At 41.2% G+C, this 24612-nt stretch carries 21 protein-coding genes and 1 pseudogene; 20 read left to right on the forward strand and 2 right to left on the reverse strand.

The genetic code is table 11. From position 1 onward, the window contains the following. Positions 1 to 10 precede the first annotated feature (10 nt). The 5 genes from fsa (at position 11) to BN997_RS02730 (ending at position 5637) form a co-directional block, all read left to right on the forward strand. Entirely contained in the window at positions 11 to 652 is a 642-nt protein-coding gene (fsa, locus tag BN997_RS02710; RefSeq protein ID WP_042529462.1) for a fructose-6-phosphate aldolase, read from the forward strand. A gap of 112 nt (positions 653 to 764) precedes the next feature. Beyond that, a complete protein-coding gene (locus BN997_RS02715) occupies positions 765 to 2051 on the forward strand; it encodes a UDP-N-acetylglucosamine 1-carboxyvinyltransferase (RefSeq protein ID WP_042529464.1) in 1287 nt (428 codons plus the stop codon). Between the two features lie 1048 nt (positions 2052 to 3099). Further along, complete coding sequence (gene rho / locus BN997_RS02720; protein WP_042529466.1) at positions 3100 to 4383, forward strand: transcription termination factor Rho; 1284 nt, start codon at positions 3100 to 3102, stop codon at positions 4381 to 4383. Positions 4384 to 4545: 162 nt separating this feature from the next. Next, entirely contained in the window at positions 4546 to 4791 is a 246-nt protein-coding gene (locus BN997_RS02725; RefSeq protein WP_042529468.1) for a type B 50S ribosomal protein L31, read from the forward strand. Between the two features lie 222 nt (positions 4792 to 5013). Continuing rightward, a complete protein-coding gene (locus BN997_RS02730; RefSeq protein ID WP_042529470.1) occupies positions 5014 to 5637 on the forward strand; it encodes a thymidine kinase in 624 nt (207 codons plus the stop codon). A 385-nt stretch (positions 5638 to 6022) separates the two neighbouring features. Here the strand turns inward: BN997_RS02730 and BN997_RS02735 are convergent. Then, positions 6023 to 7078: pseudogene (locus tag BN997_RS02735) on the reverse strand (RNA-guided endonuclease InsQ/TnpB family protein); the annotation flags it as partial. Positions 7079 to 7213: 135 nt separating this feature from the next. On the opposite strand from BN997_RS02735, the gene BN997_RS02740 reads away from it, so the two are divergent. From BN997_RS02740 to BN997_RS02775, 8 genes are all read left to right on the forward strand, one after another. Then, positions 7214 to 7624, forward strand: a complete 411-nt coding sequence (locus BN997_RS02740) for a hypothetical protein (RefSeq protein WP_042529472.1) — start codon at positions 7214 to 7216, stop codon at positions 7622 to 7624. Positions 7625 to 7944: 320 nt separating this feature from the next. Beyond that, positions 7945 to 8199: a hypothetical protein gene (locus BN997_RS02745; RefSeq protein ID WP_042529474.1), complete on the forward strand. Its 255-nt coding sequence runs from the start codon at positions 7945 to 7947 to the stop codon at positions 8197 to 8199. Between the two features lie 257 nt (positions 8200 to 8456). Continuing rightward, the gene (gene prfA / locus BN997_RS02750) at positions 8457 to 9527 is read left to right on the forward strand and encodes a peptide chain release factor 1 (protein ID WP_042529476.1); all 1071 of its coding nucleotides are present in this window, start codon (positions 8457 to 8459) and stop codon (positions 9525 to 9527) included. 3 nt (positions 9528 to 9530) lie between these two features. Further along, positions 9531 to 10394 carry a peptide chain release factor N(5)-glutamine methyltransferase gene (gene prmC, locus BN997_RS02755; RefSeq protein ID WP_042529478.1) on the forward strand — a complete coding sequence of 288 codons (864 nt, stop codon included), beginning with the start codon at positions 9531 to 9533 and terminating at the stop codon, positions 10392 to 10394. 126 nt (positions 10395 to 10520) lie between these two features. Next, the gene (gene spoIIR, locus BN997_RS02760; RefSeq protein ID WP_042529480.1) at positions 10521 to 11114 is read left to right on the forward strand and encodes a stage II sporulation protein R; all 594 of its coding nucleotides are present in this window, start codon (positions 10521 to 10523) and stop codon (positions 11112 to 11114) included. A 76-nt stretch (positions 11115 to 11190) separates the two neighbouring features. Beyond that, positions 11191 to 11592, forward strand: a complete 402-nt coding sequence (locus BN997_RS02765) for a hypothetical protein (RefSeq protein ID WP_042529482.1) — start codon at positions 11191 to 11193, stop codon at positions 11590 to 11592. A 474-nt stretch (positions 11593 to 12066) separates the two neighbouring features. Then, entirely contained in the window at positions 12067 to 13095 is a 1029-nt protein-coding gene (locus BN997_RS02770; RefSeq protein ID WP_042529484.1) for an L-threonylcarbamoyladenylate synthase, read from the forward strand. A 115-nt stretch (positions 13096 to 13210) separates the two neighbouring features. Further along, positions 13211 to 13759: a manganese efflux pump MntP gene (locus BN997_RS02775; RefSeq protein WP_042529486.1), complete on the forward strand. Its 549-nt coding sequence runs from the start codon at positions 13211 to 13213 to the stop codon at positions 13757 to 13759. Between the two features lie 191 nt (positions 13760 to 13950). Here the strand turns inward: BN997_RS02775 and BN997_RS02780 are convergent, their stop codons facing one another. Further along, on the reverse strand, positions 13951 to 15417 hold the full coding sequence (locus tag BN997_RS02780) for an alpha-amylase (protein WP_042529488.1): 1467 nt from the start codon (positions 15415 to 15417) through the stop codon (positions 13951 to 13953). Positions 15418 to 15686: 269 nt separating this feature from the next. On the opposite strand from BN997_RS02780, the gene BN997_RS02785 reads away from it, so the two are divergent. The 7 genes from BN997_RS02785 (at position 15687) to BN997_RS02820 (ending at position 24603) form a co-directional block, all read left to right on the forward strand. Continuing rightward, positions 15687 to 16286: a low molecular weight protein arginine phosphatase gene (locus tag BN997_RS02785; RefSeq protein WP_042529490.1), complete on the forward strand. Its 600-nt coding sequence runs from the start codon at positions 15687 to 15689 to the stop codon at positions 16284 to 16286. A 219-nt stretch (positions 16287 to 16505) separates the two neighbouring features. Beyond that, positions 16506 to 17888 (forward strand): methyl-accepting chemotaxis protein, encoded by a 1383-nt coding sequence (locus BN997_RS02790; RefSeq protein ID WP_042535680.1) that lies wholly within the window; start codon positions 16506 to 16508, stop codon positions 17886 to 17888. A 91-nt stretch (positions 17889 to 17979) separates the two neighbouring features. After that, complete coding sequence (locus tag BN997_RS02795; protein ID WP_042529492.1) at positions 17980 to 18528, forward strand: TIGR01440 family protein; 549 nt, start codon at positions 17980 to 17982, stop codon at positions 18526 to 18528. A gap of 70 nt (positions 18529 to 18598) precedes the next feature. After that, positions 18599 to 19834, forward strand: coding sequence for a serine hydroxymethyltransferase (gene glyA / locus BN997_RS02800; protein ID WP_042535682.1), 1236 nt, complete (start codon positions 18599 to 18601; stop codon positions 19832 to 19834). Between the two features lie 444 nt (positions 19835 to 20278). After that, positions 20279 to 20908 carry a uracil phosphoribosyltransferase gene (gene upp, locus BN997_RS02805; RefSeq protein WP_042529494.1) on the forward strand — a complete coding sequence of 210 codons (630 nt, stop codon included), beginning with the start codon at positions 20279 to 20281 and terminating at the stop codon, positions 20906 to 20908. Positions 20909 to 21078: 170 nt separating this feature from the next. Next, positions 21079 to 23298 (forward strand): S8 family serine peptidase, encoded by a 2220-nt coding sequence (locus BN997_RS02810; protein ID WP_042529496.1) that lies wholly within the window; start codon positions 21079 to 21081, stop codon positions 23296 to 23298. 906 nt (positions 23299 to 24204) lie between these two features. Beyond that, positions 24205 to 24603: an ATP synthase subunit I gene (locus BN997_RS02820; RefSeq protein ID WP_042529500.1), complete on the forward strand. Its 399-nt coding sequence runs from the start codon at positions 24205 to 24207 to the stop codon at positions 24601 to 24603. Positions 24604 to 24612: the final 9 nt, after the last annotated feature.

Here is a 24612-nt window from a genome sequence, read left to right on the forward strand (position 1 = left end):
GGTAATCTAAATGAAATTTTTCATTGATACAGCTAATATTGAAGATATCAAAGAAGCGAATAAGCTTGGGATACTGGCTGGTGTTACAACCAACCCAAGCCTTGTAGCAAAAGAAGGGGTTTCTTTTCATGACCGCTTGCGTGAAATCACAGAAGAAGTTTCTGGATCAGTCAGTGCAGAAGTAATTGCTGAGGACGCAGAAGGCATGATAGAAGAAGGGAAAGAGCTGGCAGCCATCGCACCAAATATTACGGTAAAAGTACCGATGACCCTTGAAGGTTTGAAAGCGGTTAAGGTGTTCAGCGATTTAAATATCAAAACCAACGTGACATTGATTTTTAATGCGAATCAGGCATTGCTTGCAGCACGTGCTGGAGCAACCTATGTATCTCCTTTCCTGGGAAGATTAGATGATATTGGACAGGATGGAATGGAATTGATAGCTAATGTTGCAGCTATTTTTGACCGTCATCAGATTCAGACTGAAATCATTGCTGCATCTATCCGTCATCCAATTCATGTTACAGATGCTGCATTAAACGGAGCGCATATTGCAACCATTCCATTCAACGTTCTGTCGTCCTTAGTCAAGCATCCATTAACGGATCAGGGAATTGAAAAATTCTTAGCAGACTGGAATAATCAAAAATAATTGCATAGAGTTGGAAAAAAGACAGACAATAAGAAAAGGGTAAAGATGATATGCATCTGAATAAACAAAAACAACTTGTGGATCATAACTTCCATAGGAACGAGGTTTTTACATGCAAAAGTTATTAATTGAGGGTGGGCATGAATTATCTGGAGAAGTTCATATCAGCGGTGCAAAAAATAGTGCAGTAGCTTTATTGCCTGCAGCTATTCTTGCAGATTCTACAGTAACGATTGAAGGATTGCCGGATATTTCGGATGTAGATACGTTAGGTCAGCTGTTAGAAGAAATTGGCGGGACAGTATCCCGGGATGGTCAGGACATGACGATCCATCCAGAGAAAATGATTGCCATGCCATTGCCGAACGGAAGAGTCAAAAAATTACGTGCATCCTATTATTTCATGGGTGCCATGCTTGGAAAATTTAATAAAGCAGTTATTGGTTTGCCTGGAGGCTGCTACCTGGGGCCGCGCCCAATAGACCAGCATATTAAAGGATTTGAAGCATTAGGTGCTGAGGTGACAAATGAGCAGGGTGCGATTTATTTACGTGCCAAAGAGCTGCGCGGTGCACGCATTTATTTGGATGTCGTCAGTGTTGGGGCTACCATTAATATTATGCTGGCCGCGGTAAAGGCAAAAGGACAAACAATCATTGAAAATGCTGCAAAAGAACCCGAGATTATTGATGTTGCGACGCTATTAACCAATATGGGTGCCAAAATCAAAGGTGTTGGAACAGATGTGATTCGTATCGACGGGGTTCCTTCCTTACATGGTTGTACGCATACCATTATTCCTGACCGTATTGAAGCGGGTACGTATGCTATTGCAGCCGCTGCAATGGGGAAAGAAGTGATTATTGACAATGTTATTCCGCAGCATATGGAATCATTGATTGCAAAACTGCGGGAAATGAATGTAAATATTGAATCACACAATGACCAATTATATGTTGCCAGAACAAAATCATTAAGCAGTGTGGATATCAAGACATTGGTTTATCCTGGCTTTCCGACTGACCTGCAGCAGCCGCTTACAACACTATTAACACAAGCGGGGTATTCTGGTGTGATTATCGATACCATTTATTCTGCACGATTAAAGCATATTGATGAGCTCCGCCGGATGAATGCGGAAATAAAAGTGGAGGGCGGATCCGTGATTGTTTCTGGTCCGACTCAATTAGAAGGTGCAAAGGTAAAAGCCAGTGACCTTCGTGCCGGAGCAGCTCTGGTAATTGCCGGACTTCTTGCAAATGGCGTAACGGAGATTACCGGTTTGGATCATATTGACCGCGGCTATGAGAATTTGACGGACAAGCTTTCTTCTCTCGGAGCAACCATTTGGCGGGAAGAAATGACTGAATCAGAAATTTACCAAGATCAGAATACGTAAAAGAGACGGTTAAAAAGCGGAATAAAAGGACACATCGAATTTTTACAGCGCGGGGGCCATCCTCCAACTGCTGTAATTTAAGCCGGCAAGTCCTTTTATTTGCTTTTTAAACATCCTCTAAAAGAGAAGCGGCTTCCTTCTCTTTTATTATATAGCATGTTTTGAGGTATTCGGGCGGCCTGGCAAATACTTCTTATCGATGTATCGTTTTCCTGAATATTTTTAAACGCAGTGATAGAAAAGATACACCTGTCCTCAAATAACTTCTATTGTCGAAAAAGCCTGCAAGATGAGTACATTTTCGATAACTTCAGAATCATAGATAAAAGTCATAGTTAACATGATAAAATTCCTCTATTTTTGACAAAAAAGTCTATTGAATCTTTATTCGTAAAAGAGTATGATAATAGATGTTTAGTCAAACCAAGCAATTTGATAAAAGTCTGACAGGGAAATAGAAAAGGAAGTTTCATTTTACAGAGATATCGTATTCTTACCAAAATACGCAACTCTGATGACCCGCCTTCCTGAAAAGTACTGTCAGTCTAATAAATAACATGGATTGTGTCTGTTATCTCCAGACATCTGCAGCAATATCACAGCTTCTAACTGCTTCTCTCAGCCGGAGCAGGTCTTCTTAGTACTCCTTCCATATCATTATAAGGAAATCCGTTTTGCATACCATGACGAAAATGGTACTTTTACAGTCAAGACGATGATAGATGAAAAAGGAAGTTAGAAAGATTTAAAAATAATACCAGATACATATCGTTTCCGAAAAATAGGAAACGAATGATAAGCTGTCAACGAATCAATCATCCGTTTTTTCTCCATTTGATTAAAATCTTTAGCGGATGAAATTCTAATGAAGCGTATACACGATAAGACAGCAATAGGTAACCAAACGATCAGCTATGGAGAAAGATAGAGATGGTGTACTCCATCAAATTATTTATCATAAAATACAGAAGCTGTATGAAAAGATGGGACAATGTTTATTCGTCCTATTAAAATATATAAAAGAACCTAGAACAGGCGTGGTGATTTAATGGCAACACTGACAATCTCTAGTTTAGAGACAATGACGTTAAAAGAGATTTATGCACTTGCGAAAGATTATAAAATTTCATATTACGCAAAGCTGACAAAGAAAGAGCTAATTTTTGCAATATTAAAAGCGCAGGCGGAAAAAGATGGATTTTTATTTATGGATGGAATCTTAGAAATTATTCCTTCTGAAGGATTTGGTTTCCTGCGTCCAATCAACTATTCTCCAAGTGCAGAGGATATCTATATCTCTGCTTCCCAAATCCGTCGTTTTGATTTGAGAAATGGAGATAAAGTATCCGGAAAGGTACGTCCGCCAAAGGAAAACGAACGTTATTACGGTCTGTTGCATGTCGATGCAGTGAATGATGAAGACCCGGATTCTTCCAAAGAACGTGTCCATTTTCCAGCTTTAACAGCACTTTACCCAAATCGGCCAATCAGATTAGAAACAGAAACAAACCAGTTATCTACACGTATTATGGATTTAATGACACCAGTCGGTTTTGGACAGCGCGGTTTGATTGTCGCGCCGCCAAAAGCTGGGAAAACGATGCTGATTAAAGAAATTGCAAACAGCATCTCTCAAAACCATCCGCATGCCAAACTGATTATTCTACTGGTGGATGAGCGTCCAGAGGAAGTAACCGATATTGAACGTTCTGTAGGTCCGGACGTTGATGTCGTTTCCTCTACTTTTGACGAAGTTCCTGAGAGCCATATCAAAGTGTCGGAGCTTGTGTTAGAGCGTGCTATGCGTCTTGTCGAGCACAAGCGTGATGTCATCGTTCTGATGGATAGCATTACACGCTTGGCCCGGGCGTATAACTTAGTTATTCCTCCAAGCGGACGTACCTTATCCGGCGGTATCGATCCGGCAGCCTTCCACCGTCCAAAGCGATTCTTTGGTGCGGCAAGAAATATTGAAGAAGGCGGCAGCTTTACCATTTTAGCGACAGCGCTGGTAGACACCGGTTCACGTATGGATGATGTGATTTATGAAGAATTTAAAGGAACAGGGAATATGGAGCTGCACCTGAATCGTCATCTTGCAGACCGCCGAATCTTCCCTGCTATCGATATTCTGCGTTCAGGAACCCGTAAAGAAGAGCTCTTGGTAGATAAAGCACATTTAGATAAAATGTGGCTGCTGCGGAAAACCATGCAGGATTCCAATGATTTCTTAGACCGCTTCTTAAAACGGATGAAGAATTCTAAGAATAATGAAGAATTCCTGCAGCTGATGGACGAAGAAATGAAACGAAAAGGAATGAATCGTCAATAGAATCAGATGCATCTTGTCTTTTGTTAATAACTTCTATTGCATTTCATTCTATACACTGTTATAATCTTTCTATGTGAGTTTAGGTAGGGTGCATTGCATCGCGAACGACTCTTCGAATAACTCTGTTTCCAAGGGACTCAGGGCAAAAAGGAGTAGAAGAACATGAAAAAGGAAATTCATCCAGAGTACAGAAAAGTAGTTTTTCTTGATACTAGCACGAATTACAAGTTCTTAAGCGGATCTACAAAAGAATCAGACGAAACAATTGAGTGGGAAGATGGAAACACATACCCTCTATTAAAAGTTGAAATCAGCTCTGATTCACATCCATTCTACACTGGTAAGCAAAAAGCTGACAAAGTCGGCGGCCGTGTGGATCGCTTTAAGAAAAAATATAACCTTAACTAATTTTCTGATGAACCGTCTATCGGTTAAAAAGAATTTTTATAAGGAATGGAATTTGGAAAGGACAGGCAAAATGTCTCATTTTGCCTGTTTTTTTACTTTTAATGAGATAAAATATGAAAAATAAGTTTTTTTCATTTATCATATAATAGAAGATAGTTGAGAGTGCTGCCTGAGCTTCTCATTAAAAATAGTTATACTTATTCGCGAGAGGAGTTTCTCCAAATGCATATAATGAAGCGAAATGGCTGGGTAGAATTAATTTGCGGAAGCATGTTTTCCGGGAAATCAGAAGAATTAATACGTCGTGTCAGAAGAGCAACGTATGCGCATCTAGATGTATGTGTATTTAAACCGGCTATTGATAACCGTTATGATGAAACAGCAGTTGTTTCTCATGATGGCAGAACTACTATTGCAAAATCAATCAAGGATGCGGCTGAAATTTTAGAGGAAATAAAGCCCGATGTAGAGATTGTGGCGATTGATGAAGTGCAATTTTTCAATAACAATGTCATTGATGTCATCGAGGAGCTTGTTCGCCGGGATATCCGTGTCATTGTTGCCGGCCTGGATATGGATTTTCGTGGGGTTCCTTTTGAACCCGTACCGCAGCTGATGGCTTTATCGGAATCGGTGACGAAATTAAACGCCATCTGTCCATTATGCGGTTCGCCTGCCAGCAGAACGCAGCGGCTGATTGATGGAAAACCTGCTTCCTACGATGACCCTGTCATTCTGGTAGGAGCTTCAGAATCCTATGAACCGCGCTGCCGTCATCATCATGAAGTACCTAATAAACCAGAAGTAAATGTAGCACAAAATGTTGTAAAACAAGCAAATAGTTAATACGAAAACTGCCGAATCTATATATTCGGCAGTTTTTTATATAATGAAACCTCATTTTGTTGCGATTCCTCCTCGCCACCTTGCAGGATTAGGTTAGAGTTGGAGAAAGGCGCATTGATTACTCTCTTCCATAGAATGGCTTTTGCGATTACTTACCCAATTAAAACCATTGGCAGTTGAGTGAATCGTGTTGGTACTTGTTGTTGGATTTCCTGTTTAAAAATGATATTTTACTTATTTTGGAGTGAACGCCAAACATTCAGTTATATTGTGGTAAATGGAGTTGGAATAATTTAACGAAATTTCTTCTTACATATATAAGCATGTATCGAAATGGAAGTGTAATAATTCTTGGTATAATCATGATACATAGTAAACACATTTTCGAAAGGTAAAGCCCGCGTTTGATACGCTTCCCTGAAAATACAACGCTTTGACTCTTTTGGTCATAAATAGGGATTTCATCGTTATCAAGAAAACTTGCTTTCGACGTATAAGATTCTTCTGTCAACATCACCGTTATCCCATGCTTTTCTGCTTCGTATGTGATCATTTGAATAAGCAGGCTGTGCGGGATAGCTGTAAAAGATTGGTTATTCCTTTTTCCTATAGCGGCGTGTTGTTTCCAGTCTTTATTTTGCCCGATGATGATGGTACCAATATCCTCTTCCAAGGCGATTTTCACGATTTGAAAACTGGCTTTATGAAAGAGATCTTTGATTTGAAGAAATCGTTTTTGGCTGATTTTCTCCAAACGTTTGGATGTAAACGGCCCCTCGTTTGTATTTTTTCCTTGACGGAAGATCCCTGTATAATAGGCTTTTAGCTGATTATAGCGTTGATTGACGGATTTGATATTTTTGCCCTTCACTAAAACTGGCCTTTTGCCTGTGTTCGTGACAATGGTTGCAAGATTATCCATACCTAAATCAACAGACATAAAACGGTTCTTGGATTCTTTTTTCTCTGCTTTTGCAGGAATTTGAAAAACTAATTCCACGACATATTGACCGTACTTGGGAACGACTCGAACTTGTTTGAGCCTTCCTTCCGAATAACCTAACTTCCCTATATTCAGGCGTGCTTTTGTTTTAGGGAACTTCAAGAATTTATTATCTTTTACCATACAATCCTGATTGGAAAAGGTTATTTCTTTTTCTTTGGAACGACAATATCCTGGTATTCTAGGACGTGCTTTAAATTTTACGGGATTCTTTTTATACTCCCGTAAGCTGCCATAAAAAGATCTCCAATTTTGAAAGACCATTTTCATAATGCCTTGACTCGATTGAATCGGTAAGGATTGATAATCGTTCTGTTTCATCGATTTAAACAAAGCATTCAAAAAAGGGTACGGGATATATGGATGATCCTTAGAGGCCATCTCAAATAAATGACATTTGATTTCCGTTTGTTCTGATTTGGCTTTTTCCTGTTCTTCATACTAACCGTCAGAATCCTAATATTATTGAGGAAAAATAATTCACAAATCGGGCTAATTAATCAATTTCAGGTCGTTGCACACATGGAAAGAACGGGCAAATACACTGGATATAGGATGAGAGGAGGTTAACGGATGTCTTTTCACTATCCCTATTCGCCCGGCTGGCACCCTTATCGTCAAAATCAGGGAGGGTATACCCGGCAAAAGGAATATCAGAGCCAACGGAGCAATAGCGCACAGGACGCAGGTGTGGAAACGCAAATACAAGGTGATAACTATGGATCAGGCTATGAACTTCCTGTTCAGGATACAGCCAGCCAAAGACCGGGAAGCAATCTATATAAAGCCCATTCCGCTTCTTATCATGATGCATCACCGGATATGCAATACATGATGCAGATGATGATGGATTTAAGAAGCCAGCTGGAGCAGCTTAACTACTTGATTGCACAGAACAATCGACTGCTGCAATTTATGCATGAGCAAGAAGATACCAAATGTATTCAAGGAAGTGGCGGCGGAGCTGTTATTGTACGGATGTGATAACGCTTGGCCGTTTTTTAAAACGTTGTTATAGGAGTAAGGCTGATGAATAATACAGGCGGAGGAAAAGGTAACATTTATTAAAAAAATAAATAACAATACGATAATTGCAGGTGCAATATTTTACATCAGATTCGTATACCACAAAAGAAATCCAAATTAGCTTGGGTTTCTTTTTGATAAAAAGGGTCTTCTTTCTGGACAAATTCTTTTTCAAAGAAATTGTGAAAGTTATCGTAATTTTTGCACAAGTGCTATTACGCTATTCCTTCTCATGATACAATATAAATATACTATGTATCATTCTGGAGGTGAATACATTGAAATGGGAAGAAGTGCGCGACGCATTTCCGGAACAATGGGTTTTAATTGAAGTAGTTCAGGCGCATACTAATGAGCACAGTGAACGCATTTTAGAAGACATGGACCCTTTGAAAAAATTCTCCAACTCTCCAGAGGCAATGAAAATTTGTCAGGAGATTCACCGATACAATTTAGGAAGAGAGGTATATGTGCTTCATACAAGCCGGAAAAATCCCAATATCATGCAGAAAAAAGAAATAAGTATCAGATAAAGGTTAAAAAAATAAACTTTTCTTTTTAGAAAGATACGGAATTGGAAGGGAAAATAAGCGGATGCTGTATATTAAATTAAATAAAGAAGAAATCAAGAAAGAATGCCTATAGACAGGTCATGTATAAAACGTGCCGAGTTTATGGGTATTTTTTTGTTTATTGGCAACCCTGCCATTACTGCTCATCTGGTGTGCAATTGACCCGGATGCTCCCTTATAATATAATAAGACTGTTATGGAGAAAGAGGTGTATTCTTGTGTTAGATCGTTTGCAAGCACTAGAAGATCGGTATAATAAATTAAATGAAATGTTAAGTGACCCGGAAGTAATCAGTGATACAAAAAAGCTGCGTGAGTATTCGAAAGAGCAGGCTGGACTGGAGGACGTTGTCCAGGCTCACCGTGAGTATAGAGAAGTTACATCACAACTGGCAGATGCGAAAGAAATGCTGGAAGATGAATCAGATAATGAAATGCTGGAAATGGCGAAGATGGAAGTATCTGAATTATCGTCCAGAAAAGAAGAGTTGGAGGAACAAATGAAGATTCTCTTGCTTCCTAAAGACCCGAATGATGATAAGAACGTTATTATGGAAATTCGCGGTGCTGCCGGGGGAGATGAAGCTGCTTTATTTGCAGGTGATTTATATCGGATGTACTCTCGTTATGCAGAAGCGCAGGGCTGGAAAATCGATGTGATGGAGGCTAGCTCCACAGGCGTTGGCGGTTATAAAGAAATCATCTTTATGATCAATGGATCAGACGTTTATTCGAAACTGAAGTATGAAAATGGCGCCCATCGCGTACAGCGTGTTCCGGAAACAGAGTCTGGCGGACGGATTCATACATCCACTGCAACTGTTGCGGTGCTGCCTGAAGCGGAAGAGGTAGAGATAGATGTCCATGAGAAGGATATTCGTGTGGATACCTTTGCTTCCAGCGGACCGGGGGGACAAAGCGTAAATACGACGATGTCAGCAGTACGTTTAACGCATGAGCCTACTGGGATTGTGGTATCGATTCAGGATGAAAAATCACAGATTAAGAATAAAGAAAAAGCAATGAAAGTATTACGGGCTCGTATTTATGATAAATTCCAGCAGGAAGCACAAGCAGAATATGATGAAAATCGTAAATCAGCGGTTGGTACAGGAGACCGCTCAGAGCGTATCCGTACGTATAACTATCCACAGAACCGTGTGACAGACCATCGGATCGGTTTGACCATTCAAAAGCTGGACCAGATTATGCAGGGCAAGCTGGATGAGTTTATCGATGCGCTTGTCATGGAAGAGCAAGCGAAAAAATTAGAGCAGATTGGGGAATAATCAATGACCCAAACAAAAATTCATGAAGTCCTTCACCGGGCTTCTCTTTTTTTAGAAAAGGCAAATAGAGAACCAAAAGTGGCAGAAATATTAATCAGACATCATTTAGGGTTATCCAGACAGGAATGGCTGCTTGCTTTGCGTGACCCCATATCTGAAGAAAAACAAATACAGATTGAAGCAGATATAAAAAAGCATGCTGAAACTGGAATTCCCGTCCAGCATTTGACGGAATCTGAGGAATTTTATGGACGCATCTTTCAAGTGAATAAGCATGTGTTAATTCCCAGACCGGAAACGGAAGAGCTGGTGCTTGCTATAAAGGATTACCTTGCTGCGCAAACCGGACCTGTACGGGTGGTTGATATAGGTACAGGAAGCGGCGTTATTGCGATTACGTTGGCATTAGAATTAAATCATGCAGAAGTCTTTGCTACCGATATTTCAGCTGAGGCGCTTCAAATAGCCAAGCAGAATGCCGATCAATGGGAGGCAGATGTATCATTTCTGGAGGGAGATTTTTTATCTCCGGTTATTCATGAAACCACGCCATTTGATGTGATTGTTTCCAACCCGCCGTATATTGCGAAATCAGAAGCAGCTGCGCTTAGTGATACCGTCCGTGATTTTGACCCGGAGCTGGCGCTTTTTGCAGAAGAGGATGGATTGGCAGCATATCATATGATTATCGAACAAGTGAAAGAGCTGCCCTTAAAAAAAGATACACTGCTGGCTTTTGAAATTGGCCATACGCAGGGGGAATCTGTAAAGAAACGGATACAGCAGGTTTTTCCAGGCAGCCATGTGGAAATCAAACAAGATATCAACGGAAAAGATCGAATGGTATTTGCGAGCCATTTAAACTGATGTCTGCATAGCCAGAATAACGAAAAAGTATACCCGGTTTTCAAATATATATTTCTATCAAACTTGTATAAGCAGAAATCTCCTTGTCCAAACTATCTCATAGATAGATGGAAGGGAGATTTTTTTATGAAAAAATTATGGATGGCAATGGCACTTATATTTTTATTATTATCGATTATTCCAGTAGTTAGTATAGCAAAAGAATTGCAAAATAAAGAGCTTGACTATCAGGTTATCCCGGACGAAGCGATCCGGCTGCGTATTCTGGCAAATAGTGACAGCGAGAAGGACCAAGATGTAAAACATAAGGTCCGTGATGAAGTGAATGAAGTCATCACAGAATGGGTGAAGGACATTGATGATATTGAAGAGGCAAGACAGCTGATCGATGACCGGCTTCCGGAATTAGAAGAAGTAGTCAGAGATACACTGGAGAAAGAAAATAGCGATGATGACTTTGAACTGGAATTTGCGGAGGATGTATCATTTCCTGCGAAATTATATGGAGACTACCTTTATCCGGCAGGGGAATATGAAGCGATTTTAGTAACGATAGGAGAAGGTTCTGGCGCCAACTGGTGGTGTGTCCTATTCCCGCCATTATGCTTTTTAGATTTCTTTAACGGCACCTCTGTAGCGGATGGAGATGCAGCAGAAGCAGAAGAGGAAGAAGAGGCCGAAGTAGAATTCTTTTTATTTAAATGGTTAGGCTTGTCATAGATTTGTTCATAGAGGCATACGATGATAGTAAAGCGTAGCTTAAGTTTAATCAAGAAAAAGAATGGAGGATGGAAAAATGCAAATCTACCAAGTTAAAGAAGCAAAACTAGAGCTGATAGAGAAATTTATGGAAAAGAACGGAACGCTTTTCGGCAAAAAATTAACAAAGGAGAGCTATGTTGTAGAAATCAACGGAAGTATGGAAGGCTGCTTTAATCTGGATATGGTAGATGAATCAACGTATTGGCTGAAGCAATTATATTTAAATAAAGAGCATGTAGAAAAATTATTTGTTGTATTTGAATCTGTTCTCGTCATATCTAGAAAAAATAACGTAAAATGTGTATATGTGCATAATCAAAGCCCGGTTGTGGATATCTTATTAGAGTCTTTACAATTCAAAAGAGAAAGCGATGTCACATTTAAAAATATAAATTCAGAAAAAACAGGGAATTGGTGGGCGTATCAGGTATCCTAATTTCTTAAAAAGGAGAGAAGCTTGATATAACTAGCATAGTTTATTTCGTAATTTGTCAAGTGAAAATTATACACACTATTCACAACAGGGTGTGTATAATTAGGGGATATATGTGAATTATCGTCATTTTGTGGATAAAAACTGTGAATAATGTGCATAAGTTTGTAAAAATACTGCTTTTTTGCGTTTCCGTTGTGTATCGACTAAAATAGAAACGTATAAAGTGAAACTTCATGCAGTGGGAGTTTTACAAAAGCCCTTCGGTGGGAAGAGTAATCGAAGCAATATTGTCAGGTTAAAAGCCGCTACGGAAAAATACTGCGCTTTCCCATAGCAGTCTCCGTATTTTTCCTCCGCCAGACAGTTTTTTACTACCTATCTGTAACAAATATAATATTCAATAAAATTTATTAACCTGACAACATTGGTAATCGATCTCCCAGCTTGTTACACTGCGGGAAATGAGGAAAAGTTATGCACACGAAAGTATGGAAAAAGAATGGAACCACTATCATAGACAAAGAGATTCAAGAGGCAGCAAATCTGTTAAAAGAAGGAGAGGTTGTCGCCTTTCCTACAGAAACGGTATACGGATTGGGCGCAGACGCGACGAACGAAGCAGCTGTCCGAAAAATATTTGAAGCAAAGGGACGCCCGCAGGATAATCCATTGATTGCCCATGTTGCGTCAGCGGAGCAGTTAAAAGAGCTTGTCACATATATTCCAGATTATGTGTATCCATTGATGGAGGCTTTTTCACCGGGCCCTTTAACATATATTTTACCAGCAAATGATTTCTGTGCGGAGAATGTAAAAGCGGGTTTATCCACAATCGGGGTGCGAATCCCGAGTCACCCTATTGCGCTTGCTTTATTACAGGCAGCAGGAAAACCTGTTGCGGCTCCCAGTGCAAATGTGTCCGGAAAACCCAGCCCGACTCAAGCGGCACATGTATATGAGGATTTAAACGGAAAAATCAGCGGACTGATTGATGGCGGGCAGACTGGTGTCGGATTGGAATCAACGGTCATTGACTGCACGGGAGAAATACCGGTTATTTTACGGCCCGGCGGAGTGACAAAGGAACAATTAGAGGCGGAAGCGGGCACTGTGATGATCGACCCTGGCCTTGTTACATCCTCCGCGGACCGTCCCAAAGCTCCTGGAATGAAATATAAACACTATGCACCAGAGGTTCCGCTTTATTTATTTGAAGGAAATCTTCAGGCTTTTAGTGCATTTGTGGATAAGGAAAAGCAGGCAGGGAACAGAATAGGCGTCCTGGCATCCAATCAAAGTGCTGAAATTTTTCCAGACGGCACAAAAGTGCATCTGCTTGGCGGGACGATAGAAGAAATCGCTTCTTCCTTATATGATGGATTGCGGTTCTTTAAGCATGCCAATGTGGATAAGATTGTTTGCGAGACATTTCCGGAGCAAGGAATTGGTCAAGCAGTCATGAATCGTCTGCGAAAGGCGGCAGATCAAATTATAAAAGAATAATCTTTTTAATAGTAGAGATATCCACATTGGTCGTCACGAATATTTCTGAAAACATTCATATAATCCTGTTTGGAAGCATAAAGTGTACAAGCATGCTTCAAAGGGGGACGTATGAATGTTTTTTTCTACCGAATTACTTTCACTGGCCTTGCTTGCCGTTGGTTTAAGTATGGACGCATTCTCTATCAGTTTGGGCTTAGGAATGAATAAAATGCGATTGAAACGGATTGCTATTATTGGCCTGGTAATCGGCAGTCTCCACATGCTTTTCCCGATGGCAGGCATGCTGCTTGGACATGCGTTATCAGAACAGGTCGGACAATGGGCAGCGCTGGCATCGGGAATCCTGCTGTTCTTTATCGGCGCCCATATGTTTTTCTCCGCCTTTCATACATCCGAGGAGTACAGATGGCAGCCGGTCGGCCTCGGATTGTGGATGCTTGCGTTCAGCGTCAGCCTCGATAGCTTTACAGTTGGGTTCAGCCTTGGTATTTCTGGCGTCACGATTATTTTTACGCTCCTTATTTTTGGGGCTGTAAGCTGTCTTTTTACATGGATTGGCTTATTATTAGGCAGACGGCTGCAGGGCTTCCTTGGGATATACAGTGAAATTTTTGGAGGGATTATTCTTTCATGCTTTGGGCTTTATATGTTATTCAGCTGAGCGTAAATGATGAATCGAAATAAAAAGTGCTGGCGGCCGAATTTTCAGAACGGGGATAGGGATAAAACGATATATTCCATATCAATCACAGATGAAAAAAGCACACGCCACCCTATTACAAAAAGGCTAAAACCCCGAATTGCACAGGTTTTAACCTTTTTAACACCTAGTTACGGCTTGATGGGACTAAATTATTCGACGTCTTCTTTTGGAAGCGCCCATATGGACACACTGCCTCCATTGACAGGGAAAACGGCAAAGCCATCTTCTTCAATGGAGATATGCTCGGTTCTTGTTCCGGTCAGGTCGACCCAGACTTCTCCTGCACGATCTTTTCCTGCATACATTCTTTTCTCGCCATCATCTCCGTTTGAGATAATGACGGCACAGCCTGATCGTTCTATTTCCGGGGAGCCGCGGCGAACCCAGCCAATCGTGCTAGGGTGATCGAAGTAGTCTTCCTGTTCACCGTACGCTTTATGATAGCGAGCATAGAGAAGCGGATCAATGGCTTCTTTTTTATCCTCGATTGGATTTTCTCCTCCAATCCCAAAATAATCACCGTAAAAAATGCATGGGTATCCGCCTTCCCGCAGTAAAATAAGGGCATAAGCACTTTGTTTAAACCAATCCTCGACCCAGGATTCAAGTGCTTCATCAGGCTGTGTATCATGGTTATCCACGAAGGTCACAGCATGATGCGGATAGGATTGAACCAGTGTATCGTCAAAAATGGCTGTCAAATCAAAATCGTTGCCGGCTTTAGAAGCTTCATGCAGCTTATCATGCAGCGCGACATCAAATAAATCGATATGGTAATCAACTTGTTCTAAAAATTGCTGGCATGCTTCCAAATCATGCTTCCAGAACTCGCCGACGAAATAAAATTCCTCGCCGTACGTTTGGGCAATCTCTTTTGCAAACACGTTAATAAAATCGTGATTAATGTGTTTCATTGCGTCTAAGCGAAAACCATTGCAATGTAGCGTATCTACTAGCCATTTGCCCCAGCGGATCATTTCTTCCCGGACTTCTGGATGATGGTAGTCGATATTCGCAAACATTAAATAATCGTAATTGCTGAATTCATCATCTACCGCTTCGTTCCATGTTTTATTATCGCCTACAATTCGGAATATACCTGTTCTGTCCTCCTTCGCGTCGTAGTCTGTCCCATTAAAATGCTCGAACCTCCATTTGAAAGAAGAATACGTGTCACCACGTCCAGGGAAGGTGAATTTTGTCCAACCTTCTATATCAAAGGGTTCTGAAATCTCTTTTGTTCTGTCATTCGAATCTACTTCAATCACTTGAAATACTTCTGTTTCATCTGCTCCGGCTTTATGATTCATCACGATATCCGTATACACATGGATATCTTCATCATGACACGCTTTTATCGCCTCCTGCAGCTCTTTTTTTGTGCCGTATTTTGTAGCGGTGCTCCCTTTTTGATCAAATTCCCCCAAGTCGTATACATCATAGGGAGCGTAGCCATTATCTTCAGGTGACATGCCCTTTGTAACAGGCGGAATCCAAACAGCGTCGATGCCTCTGTTTTTTAATTCAGGAGCTGTTTCCTTCAGCCGGTTCCAATGGAGAGCGTCTGCTTCTACATGCCATTCGAAAAATTGAATCATAGTGTGATTTCGCTTCATATTATTTCTCCTCGTTTCTATTAATAAACCTATTAAAGAAAGGGTGTATCTTCCCTTTGTCCCAGCTGCGTAATTGTTCTTTTCATGCGAGCTGTTCATTTTTATAATTTATTTCTACCATACTAAGTAGTAGATACACCTTATGAAGAGAAACGAAACCTCATATCTCTTTTAAAGGGCAGTCTGCGTTTTTGATTTAATCATGATATGATGTAAAAAAGAATACGTTTGATAAATATTACCGTGATAAGAACAGGAGGATTCATCTTATGAATGTATTATTTGTATGTACGGGAAATACGTGCCGCAGTCCAATGGCAGAAGCCTTGTTGAAGCAGCGCGCACAATCAGATATACAGGTGAAATCTTGCGGAATCAGTGCGATGCCGGGAGCGCCGGCGAGCAGTCAGACAGAAGAGGTCCTGAGACAGGAAGGGATTGAAATCAATCATCAATCCGCCCCAATCAGCGCCGCATTGGTACAATGGGCCGATGTGATCCTGACTATGACCGCTTCCCATAAAGAAAGAATCTGGTCCGAATATCCCGAAGAAAGAAAAAAAACATATACACTTAAAGAATTTGCACTACATGCCGATATAAAAATATGGGAGCAAATAGAAAAAGCCTATGCGAATTTAGAAGAAAAAAGAAAGCGCTGCGTCAAGCAGTTTGATTCTAAAATGGATCCGATAGAACAGCGCCAGCGGCTGTATGAAATAGGTCAGGAAGAGATGGAAACAATTCGTGATTTAAAAAGACAGCTGACGCATTCTGATATTGCCGATCCTTTTGGCGGGTCAACAGCGCATTATTTGAAGACAAAACAAGAAATTGAAGCCTGTCTTGATCGTTGGCTGTCATCTTAAAAAGACAGCAATGAAGAAGGCAGTGGATGGCAGTCTGTGAAAACTCCGTGGAATCTTTGCAGTGAAAGGGAAAGCGAAAAAATTTGCTTTTTCTTGAAAGCGCTTGTGCCGGAGTTTTTGCATGTTTTGCTTGCTGTATTTTCATCAGATTTCCGCTGTACAGCATGCAAGTCTTATAACCGCAGCGATGAAAATTTTAATTGGGGGAGTGGAAGTTTAATGGGGAATAGGTATCGGTTTAGTCTTAGGTTAAAGCTGGTTGTGTTTACTACTTTTTTAGCGCTTATTACATACTCAACAAGCGCATTTTTTATTTATGTTGTATATGACTATGTGCAATCCCGGGTCAATATATCTCAGCAGGTTTTTGTTATCAGCACGCTGCTGGCCGGGGTGGTGTGGTCCGGGATTCTAGCTTTTTTTGCTGCGAGATGGATTACAAAGCCTTTGCAGAAACTGGAGAAAATTACAGGGGAAGCAGCCAAAGGAAATTTAGAGATGCGGGTGGAAATCCCGAAATCGGATGATGAAATCAAATCGTTATCTGTTGCGGTAAACAGTATGCTGCAGAGTTTAAATAAAATGGTAATAAATATTGACCAGCATTTTGAGGAAACAAATACAACCGTCCATCAATTGAAGGAAGCTTCGAATACGGCTACAAAGCATGCTGCTGCGATTGGTGATTCGATCAGCGAAATTTCAGATGGTGCCGAGAATTCATCACGTGCGACACAGGAGACGGTCGGATCGATTGAAATTGCAACAGAGCTGGCGAACGAAGTACAAAATAAAGCAGAGACCTCCAAAAAGCAGTCCCATGCTATGATTCATATGCTGGAGGAAGGCCAGAACATGGTGAAACAATTAGTTGCCGGAATCGAGCGTATTGCTGTAGAGCAGGAAGTTTCAATGGAAGATGTCAATCATTTGCGCCAAAGCACGATGGAAGTGGAAGGGATCATTACTTTAGTCGGTGAGATTGCAGAACAAACCAACTTACTGGCATTAAATGCCTCCATTGAGGCTGCACGGGCTGGGGAGCATGGAAAAGGCTTTGCGGTGGTTGCAGAGGAAGTGAGGAAGCTAGCCGACCAAAGCGGAAAGGCAGTGAACGATATTTCCGAGCTCCTGCTTTCCATCCAGACAGATGTGAAGCAATTAGCAGAAAAAATGAATACCAATGCGGCATCCGCGCGGAAAGAAGTCGGTCGTGGAGAGGACACGAATCGTACGATTATGGAAATGGGGACAACAGTTACAGAGACCGCCACGCAGGTCGATACGATTTATGAATTGGTGGAGCAGCAGCTGCAATCGATTCAACATACAGCCAATCAATCGCAGGAAGTAGCAGCGATTGCCGAGGAAACATCTGCTGGTACACAGGAGGTCAATGCTGCGGTTCAAGAGCAGATTGGAACAATGGAACAAGTGGACCAATTAGCAGGCCAGATGGAGGAGCATGCCGGAAATCTAAGAGAACAGATTAAGCAATTTAATGTGAAGCAAGAAACGGATTCTGGCAGCGTGATATCCATGGAGCCTTCTGACAGCAGCAGGGGCGGTTTAGAGGAAAACAGGCATCAAGATGTATCGTAATTTTAAAAAAATCATGGTATGCTATAAATGATTCTATTATTTGCTGTGTTAAACGAAGACGCAGAAGGATGATAAGCAGTAAGGGTGTGTCATGATGATAACAAAAGACTTAGAACAAGTTATTGATCAATGGCTGGCGACAAACAGCCTGCAAAAAGGCGAAATCGTTGTTATTGGCTGCTCTACAAGTGAGGTAGCCGGTCAGCCAATCGGGACAAGCGGGAGTACGGAAATTGCTAAAAGTATTTACGAGCAGATGACAAAGCTTCAGAAGCAAACTGGAGTCCATCTTGCATTTCAATGTTGTGAGCACTTAAACCGATCTCTTGTCGTAGATCAACAGACAGCTGTGCAGTATGGTCTGGAGGAAGTTGCTGTGGTGCCTGTTCCAGAAGCAGGTGGATCAATGGCGAGCTATGTCTATAGGCAACTGGAGCATCCTGTTGTTGTGGAGAATATTCGTGCCCATGCCGGGATAGATATTGGCGAAACCATGATAGGCATGCATTTGAAGCCAGTAGCGGTTCCCTTGAAATTGGAACAGCGTACGATTGGCCACGCCAGAGTCAGGGCAGCTCGGACCCGTCCGAAATTGATTGGCGGCCACCGGGCATATTACGGAGAAAACGCAGTGAGATAAGTCATTCTTTTTCGTTTGAACAACAAATAATAATAAATTTTTACCCTATATAGGAGGCTGTGCAGTAATGATGGAATATGTAAAACAAGCAGATAATGAAGTTTTTCAGGCGATGTTGCAAGAGAAGGAGCGTCAGCAAAATAAGATTGAGCTGATTGCTTCAGAAAACTTTGTATCCAAGGCGGTTATGGATGCAATGGGGTCCATACTTACGAATAAATATGCGGAAGGTTACCCGGATAAACGCTATTATGGCGGCTGTGAGTATGTTGATATTGTAGAGGACCTTGCCAGAGAACGTGCGAAGGAAATATTCGGCGCGGATTATGCCAATGTACAGCCTCATTCCGGTTCCCAAGCGAATATGGCCGTATATTTTACTTTTCTGGAGCCAGGAGATACCGTATTAGGAATGAATTTAAATCACGGCGGACATTTAACGCATGGAAGCCCGGTCAACTTCAGCGGCGGGTTGTACAACTTTGTTGACTATGGTGTGGATAAAGAGACAGAGCAGCTGGATTATGATGCTGTCCTGGAAAAAGCAAAAGAAGTCAAACCGAAACTGATTGTTGCTGGTGCAAGTGCGTATTCCCGAAGCATCGACTTTAAAAAGTTCAGAGAGATTGCAGATGCTGTCGGTGCTTATCTAATGGTGGATATGGCACATATCGCCGGATTGGTTGCGACAGGTCACCATGAAAATCCGGTTCCATATTCTGATTTTGTGACAACCACAACGCATAAAACATTACGCGGTCCACGCGGCGGAATGATTCTTTGTAAAGAAGAATATGCGAAGAAAATTGATAAAGCCATCTTCCCTGGAATCCAAGGCGGACCTTTAATGCATATTATTGCAGCAAAAGCGGTTTCGTTCAAAGAAGTATTATCCGATGATTTCAAAGCATATTCCGGAAATATCATTGAGAATGCAAAAGCACTTGGAGAAGCACTGCAAAAAGAAGGCATCCGTATTGTTTCAGGCGGAACAGACAATCATTTATTATTATTAGATGTTACGCCATTAAATCTGACAGGAAAAGTAGCAGAAAAAGCATTAGATGACGTGGGCGTAACTACAAATAAAAATACCATCCCTTTTGATACCGAAAGCCCATTTGTTACAAGCGGCGTACGTATTGGAACAGCAGCAGTAACCACACGCGGATTCGGAATCGAAGAAATGAACGAAATAGCAGCAATTATCTCACTTACCTTAAAAAATTACGAAGACGAAGAAAAACTAAACGAAGCAAAAGAACGCGTACAAGCATTAACAGAAAAATTCCCGCTTTATAAATAAGATATCCCCACTGTGGATAAACTTTATACGTTTAAAGCAGGACAATAGAAATCCACAGAGTTAGGTGCTCTGTGGATTTCTATATTTATTTTTTTCTGTTGGTTAGTATAGAAATATTCTCTAAATTTAAAAGATGCATAAGGTGAATTATTAAATTATATACTTTTCTTTTATAATAGACGTGAATAATCTTTAGTCAGATATTATAACTAGCGGAGTGTATTTCTGGAGCGACAGCCAGGAAATCTTTTTTATTCCAAAGCATATCTATTATTTGATTTATAGTAAAACCAACTTGATTTCTTCAGGAATCAGCGAGATAATAAAAAACAAAATTATAATTTTTGCAATAAACTATTATTCATTCAGCAAAGAAAATTCACTTGAAAGCATACCTGATTTTCAGTACAATTTGAACGATATATAAATTTAAGGAGTGGTCACGTGAGTAATGTATTTGTATTTGATCATCCGTTAATTCAACATAAATTAACGTATATTCGCGATAAAAATACAGGAACAAAAGAATTTCGCGAGCTTGTAGACGAAGTAGCGATGTTAATGGCATTTGAAATTACAAGAGATTTACCAACATCTGATGTAGAAGTGGAAACACCAGTTACCACATCAAAATCAAAAGTATTAGCTGGTAAAAAACTTGGACTGGTGCCGATTCTTCGTGCAGGCTTAGGCATGGTTGACGGCGTACGCAAACTGATTCCGGCAGCAAAAGTTGGACATGTTGGTTTATATCGTGACCCAGAAACACTAAAACCGGTAGAATACTATGTTAAATTACCCAATGATATTAAAGAACGTGAACTGATTGTGATTGACCCGATGCTGGCAACAGGCGGTTCGGCAATTGATGCCATTGGTGCTTTGAAAAAACGCGGCGCGAAAAATATCCGCTTGATGTGTCTGGTAGCGGCACCAGAAGGCGTGAAGGCAGTACAAGAAGTACACCCGGATGTAGATATTTACTTAGCAGCACTAGATGAACGTCTGGATGACCATGGTTACATTGTTCCTGGCCTTGGAGATGCAGGAGATCGTCTATTCGGAACAAAATAAGAGAATGAAGAGCAGACTGGATATCATATCTAGTCTGCTTTTCATGTTAAAAAGAAGACTGGGGATAACACAGAATACCATAAAAGAACCGTGTGATAAATTTACCCCCGTTAAAAATTGTATAAAATGACCTTTATCCACGAAAACTACTCTACAAAGGTGGAGATGTTATGTGGAAAAAGGTGTTGTACTCTCTCGTAATCTGCTTGTTTTTGATGCAGCTGCAAACCATAACAGTGTATCATGCTGATAATCCTAAGCAGACTCTGATTATAGAAGTAGAGGGAGACCCGCATGAAGTAAAAGAAGAAATAGAAGCTTATCATCCATTTGTGGAGGTTGTAGCGGTATACGATATTGTTTTTGACGGACTTGCTGTCGAAGGAAAAGGAGAGCAGCTGGCAGAGCTTGGCTCCATTGAGCAGGTGAAGACATTCCACCAGGTGCAGACATACGAAACCCTGCCTCAACAGACAAATAGCGCCGATGTAACGGAAGAAATGGATTTCTCTGCACCAGAACCGCAAGATTTGAATACAACTCCTTTTACAGGGGACGGTGTTAAAGTAGGTGTGATTGATACTGGAATTGACTATAACCATAATGATTTACAAAAGAATTATCAAGGCGGCTATGATCTGGTTGATTTCGATGATGATCCAATGGAAACCACACCGGAGGAAGGGCAGCCAACTGCACACGGGACCCATGTAGCAGGAATCATTGCAGGCAATGGGGAGATAAATGGGGTAGCTCCAGACGCAGAGATTTACTCCTATCGTGCTCTTGGGCCAGGCGGTTCAGGCTCCTCTGTTCAAGTGCTGGCTGCTATAGAAAAAGCAATCGAGGATGAGATGGATATTATCAACCTGTCCTTGGGCAATGATGTCAATGTTCCGGATTACCCGACGAGTATGGCTGTAAACCGTGCCAGCGAGCTTGGCATGATTGTTGTTATTGCAAATGGAAACAGCGGACCGGATGCATGGACAGTCGGATCGCCGGCAACAGCAGACAAGTCTGTATCTGTGGGAGCATCCACAACACCCCAAAAAGAGCCTGTGCTTGCAGATACGTTTGAGGAAAAGGAAATTCCTTTAATCGAAGCAATCGGAGCTGAACCATGGGAGTTGGACCGCTCCTATGAGCTGGCGGATATGGACAATCTGGAGCAGGGAGAATCTCTACAAGGAAAAATAGCAGTTGCGAAACGAAAAGAGATTCCCTTTTTTGAATTGGCATTACAAGCAGAAAGTCTGGGTGCAGAAGCCTTGATTATTTATAATTCAGAACCTGGACCTTTGCAGGCATCGGTAGAGAATAACCGTCAGCCTGTAACAATTCCGGTTGCTTCTATCCAGCAAGAAGAAGGAGAATGGCTGCAGACGCAAATAAATCAAGGGAATTATTTTATAGATTCTATTCAAAAAGAATCGTTATTGACGATTGCACCCTTTAGTTCACGTGGGCCGGTGACTGTCCAATGGGCAATCAAGCCGGATATTTCTGCACCGGGAGCTGCCATATGGAGCACGGTTCCCGGAGGATATCAGGCAATGGACGGGACGAGTATGGCCGCTCCGCATGTGGCAGGAGCCTTTGCTGTTTTAAAGGAGGCGCATCCAGACTGGACGAATACACAGCTGATTGGCGCACTTAAAACAACAGCACAGCCTTTTGAAGAACAGGAAGTCCGGCTTAATGCTACTACGCAAGGGATGGGACTGATGCAGCTGGATGCGGCAGTAGATACCCCTGCCATTATTTCTGACCCGCAGCTGGAGTTTGGGAAGCTGAATCAGTATCAGGAATCATTTACAGAAACAGTTACTATTGAAAATAAAACAGAGAAAGAACAAACGTATTATTTTGAAACGCCGGAGCGAAAAGATGGTCTAGTATGGAGCATCCCGCAATCCTTTACAATCGAACCGGGAGAACAAGAGGAAGTAACGATAGAGCTGTCAATGAACCGGGAGCGTCTGGAAGAAGGAGTGCATGAAGGCTGGCTGACACTGAAAGAAGATGAAAGAAGCTATGCTTTGCCGTACATCATTGTCAATCAGGAGGCAGATCAGCCTAAAACGGCAGGCTTTGAATTCTACTTGGAACCGTTTGAAAATGCGGATTATAAGTATCAATTCTTTGTAACAGAACCTGTTAAAAGCCTGGATGTCAGTTTATATCACCCAGAGACATTATTGTTTGAACGGAAACTGCTGGAAGAAGCAGAACTGGAGGAAGGGCGTCATGAGGGAGTTATCAGCAAAGAAGAAGCAGGAGCACCTGGTTATTACCTGGCATTAATCACAGCAGAGCTTGAAGACGGTGAGTTTGAGCAGGTGGAAACGATGGTTTTTATAGAAGATGTTCAAAATGTCCCTCAGTAATAAGCTGCGGGCAAGGATTTCTGTAAAACACAGCACGCAAGAAGTACGGATAGGCTTTTTTCGGCGGGATGTGGGTTGCAATTACCAATGTTGTCAGGTTAATGAATTTTATTAAATATTATACAGATAGTACTCAAACCTATCTAGCGGAGGAAAAACACGGAGACTCCTATGGGAAAGCGTAGGGTGAAGACCCCGCAGAAAAAAAGTGTACTTCTTTTTTTCGAGGAGGCTGAGCACAAGCCCATGGAAAGCGTAGTGTTTTTCCGCAGCGGTCGCATTAACCTGCAATTACTCGTCCCATCGAAAAACGTCGCAGCGGACATCTCTTTGGCAAGAACACCGAGGTTGTAAAGACCTATTGGTGTTCTTGGTCTTTCTGAACATCCATGTATGATAATAAAATGTATTATTTTATCTCAGCTAAAATAAGATGAAAAAATCTCTGATTTCTACCTTTTTTATCTAGTAAAAAAAAGCTTGTTCACAAAAATGTCAAATCGATTGGAAGTATTTGTGTGGAAGAGACCTTGTAAAACATTTCACAAACCCTTATACTATAGGAATACGCTTGATTTGAAGGGTTTTATGACGGTTTTAAAAATACCCAGTATATTGCTTGGTACACGTTGACAACTCTTACAGGCGTATTGTAAACTTACTTAGTGTGGAGAAAAGGAGAGAGCGGTAAAAGCCCATTAAAAATCGATGCTTTCTGAAAAATATGCGAAATGCATTTCTCTGCCTTCTATACATAGATGCAAATAGTATGTAACACCTCCGCATCTAAGACTACAAGTAGTATTACCCAGCAAGAAGTTCCCCAACTTGATTGAAAACGGATGCAAATCTATTTTCCTAACACAAGTATCTAAGTTGACGGGCATTAGGAGTGAAATAGCATTGATGTCTAATTTTGATAATATGATTATCCGTCAGCGGAAGTGGATGCTTTACTGGTTAGCAATTTTAGTTCTTTGCGCTGGATTCCTACCCTATACCCGAATTTTACTCGGTCTAATCTTAGGTAGTAGTGTTAGTCTTTATAACTTGTGGTTACTGCAATACAAGTCCAATCAACTTGGCGAAACAATTGCAGCAGGCAGGAAGGCTAGAAGCGGTTTAGGTACATTCTCCAGGATGACAGCCGCCATTTTAGCTGTTGTCATCGCGATGCGATTTGAAGCGTATTTCCATTTATATGCTGTAATCTTTGGAATTGTATCTTCTTATGTGATTATGGCGCTGGATTTTATTTTCTATCAGATTATCGTATACAAACGAGGAGAAGATAGACCACTCTAGTATTCCATT

Source organism: Oceanobacillus oncorhynchi (assembly GCF_000821065.1).
Classification (GTDB): domain Bacteria; phylum Bacillota; class Bacilli; order Bacillales; family Amphibacillaceae; genus Oceanobacillus; species Oceanobacillus oncorhynchi.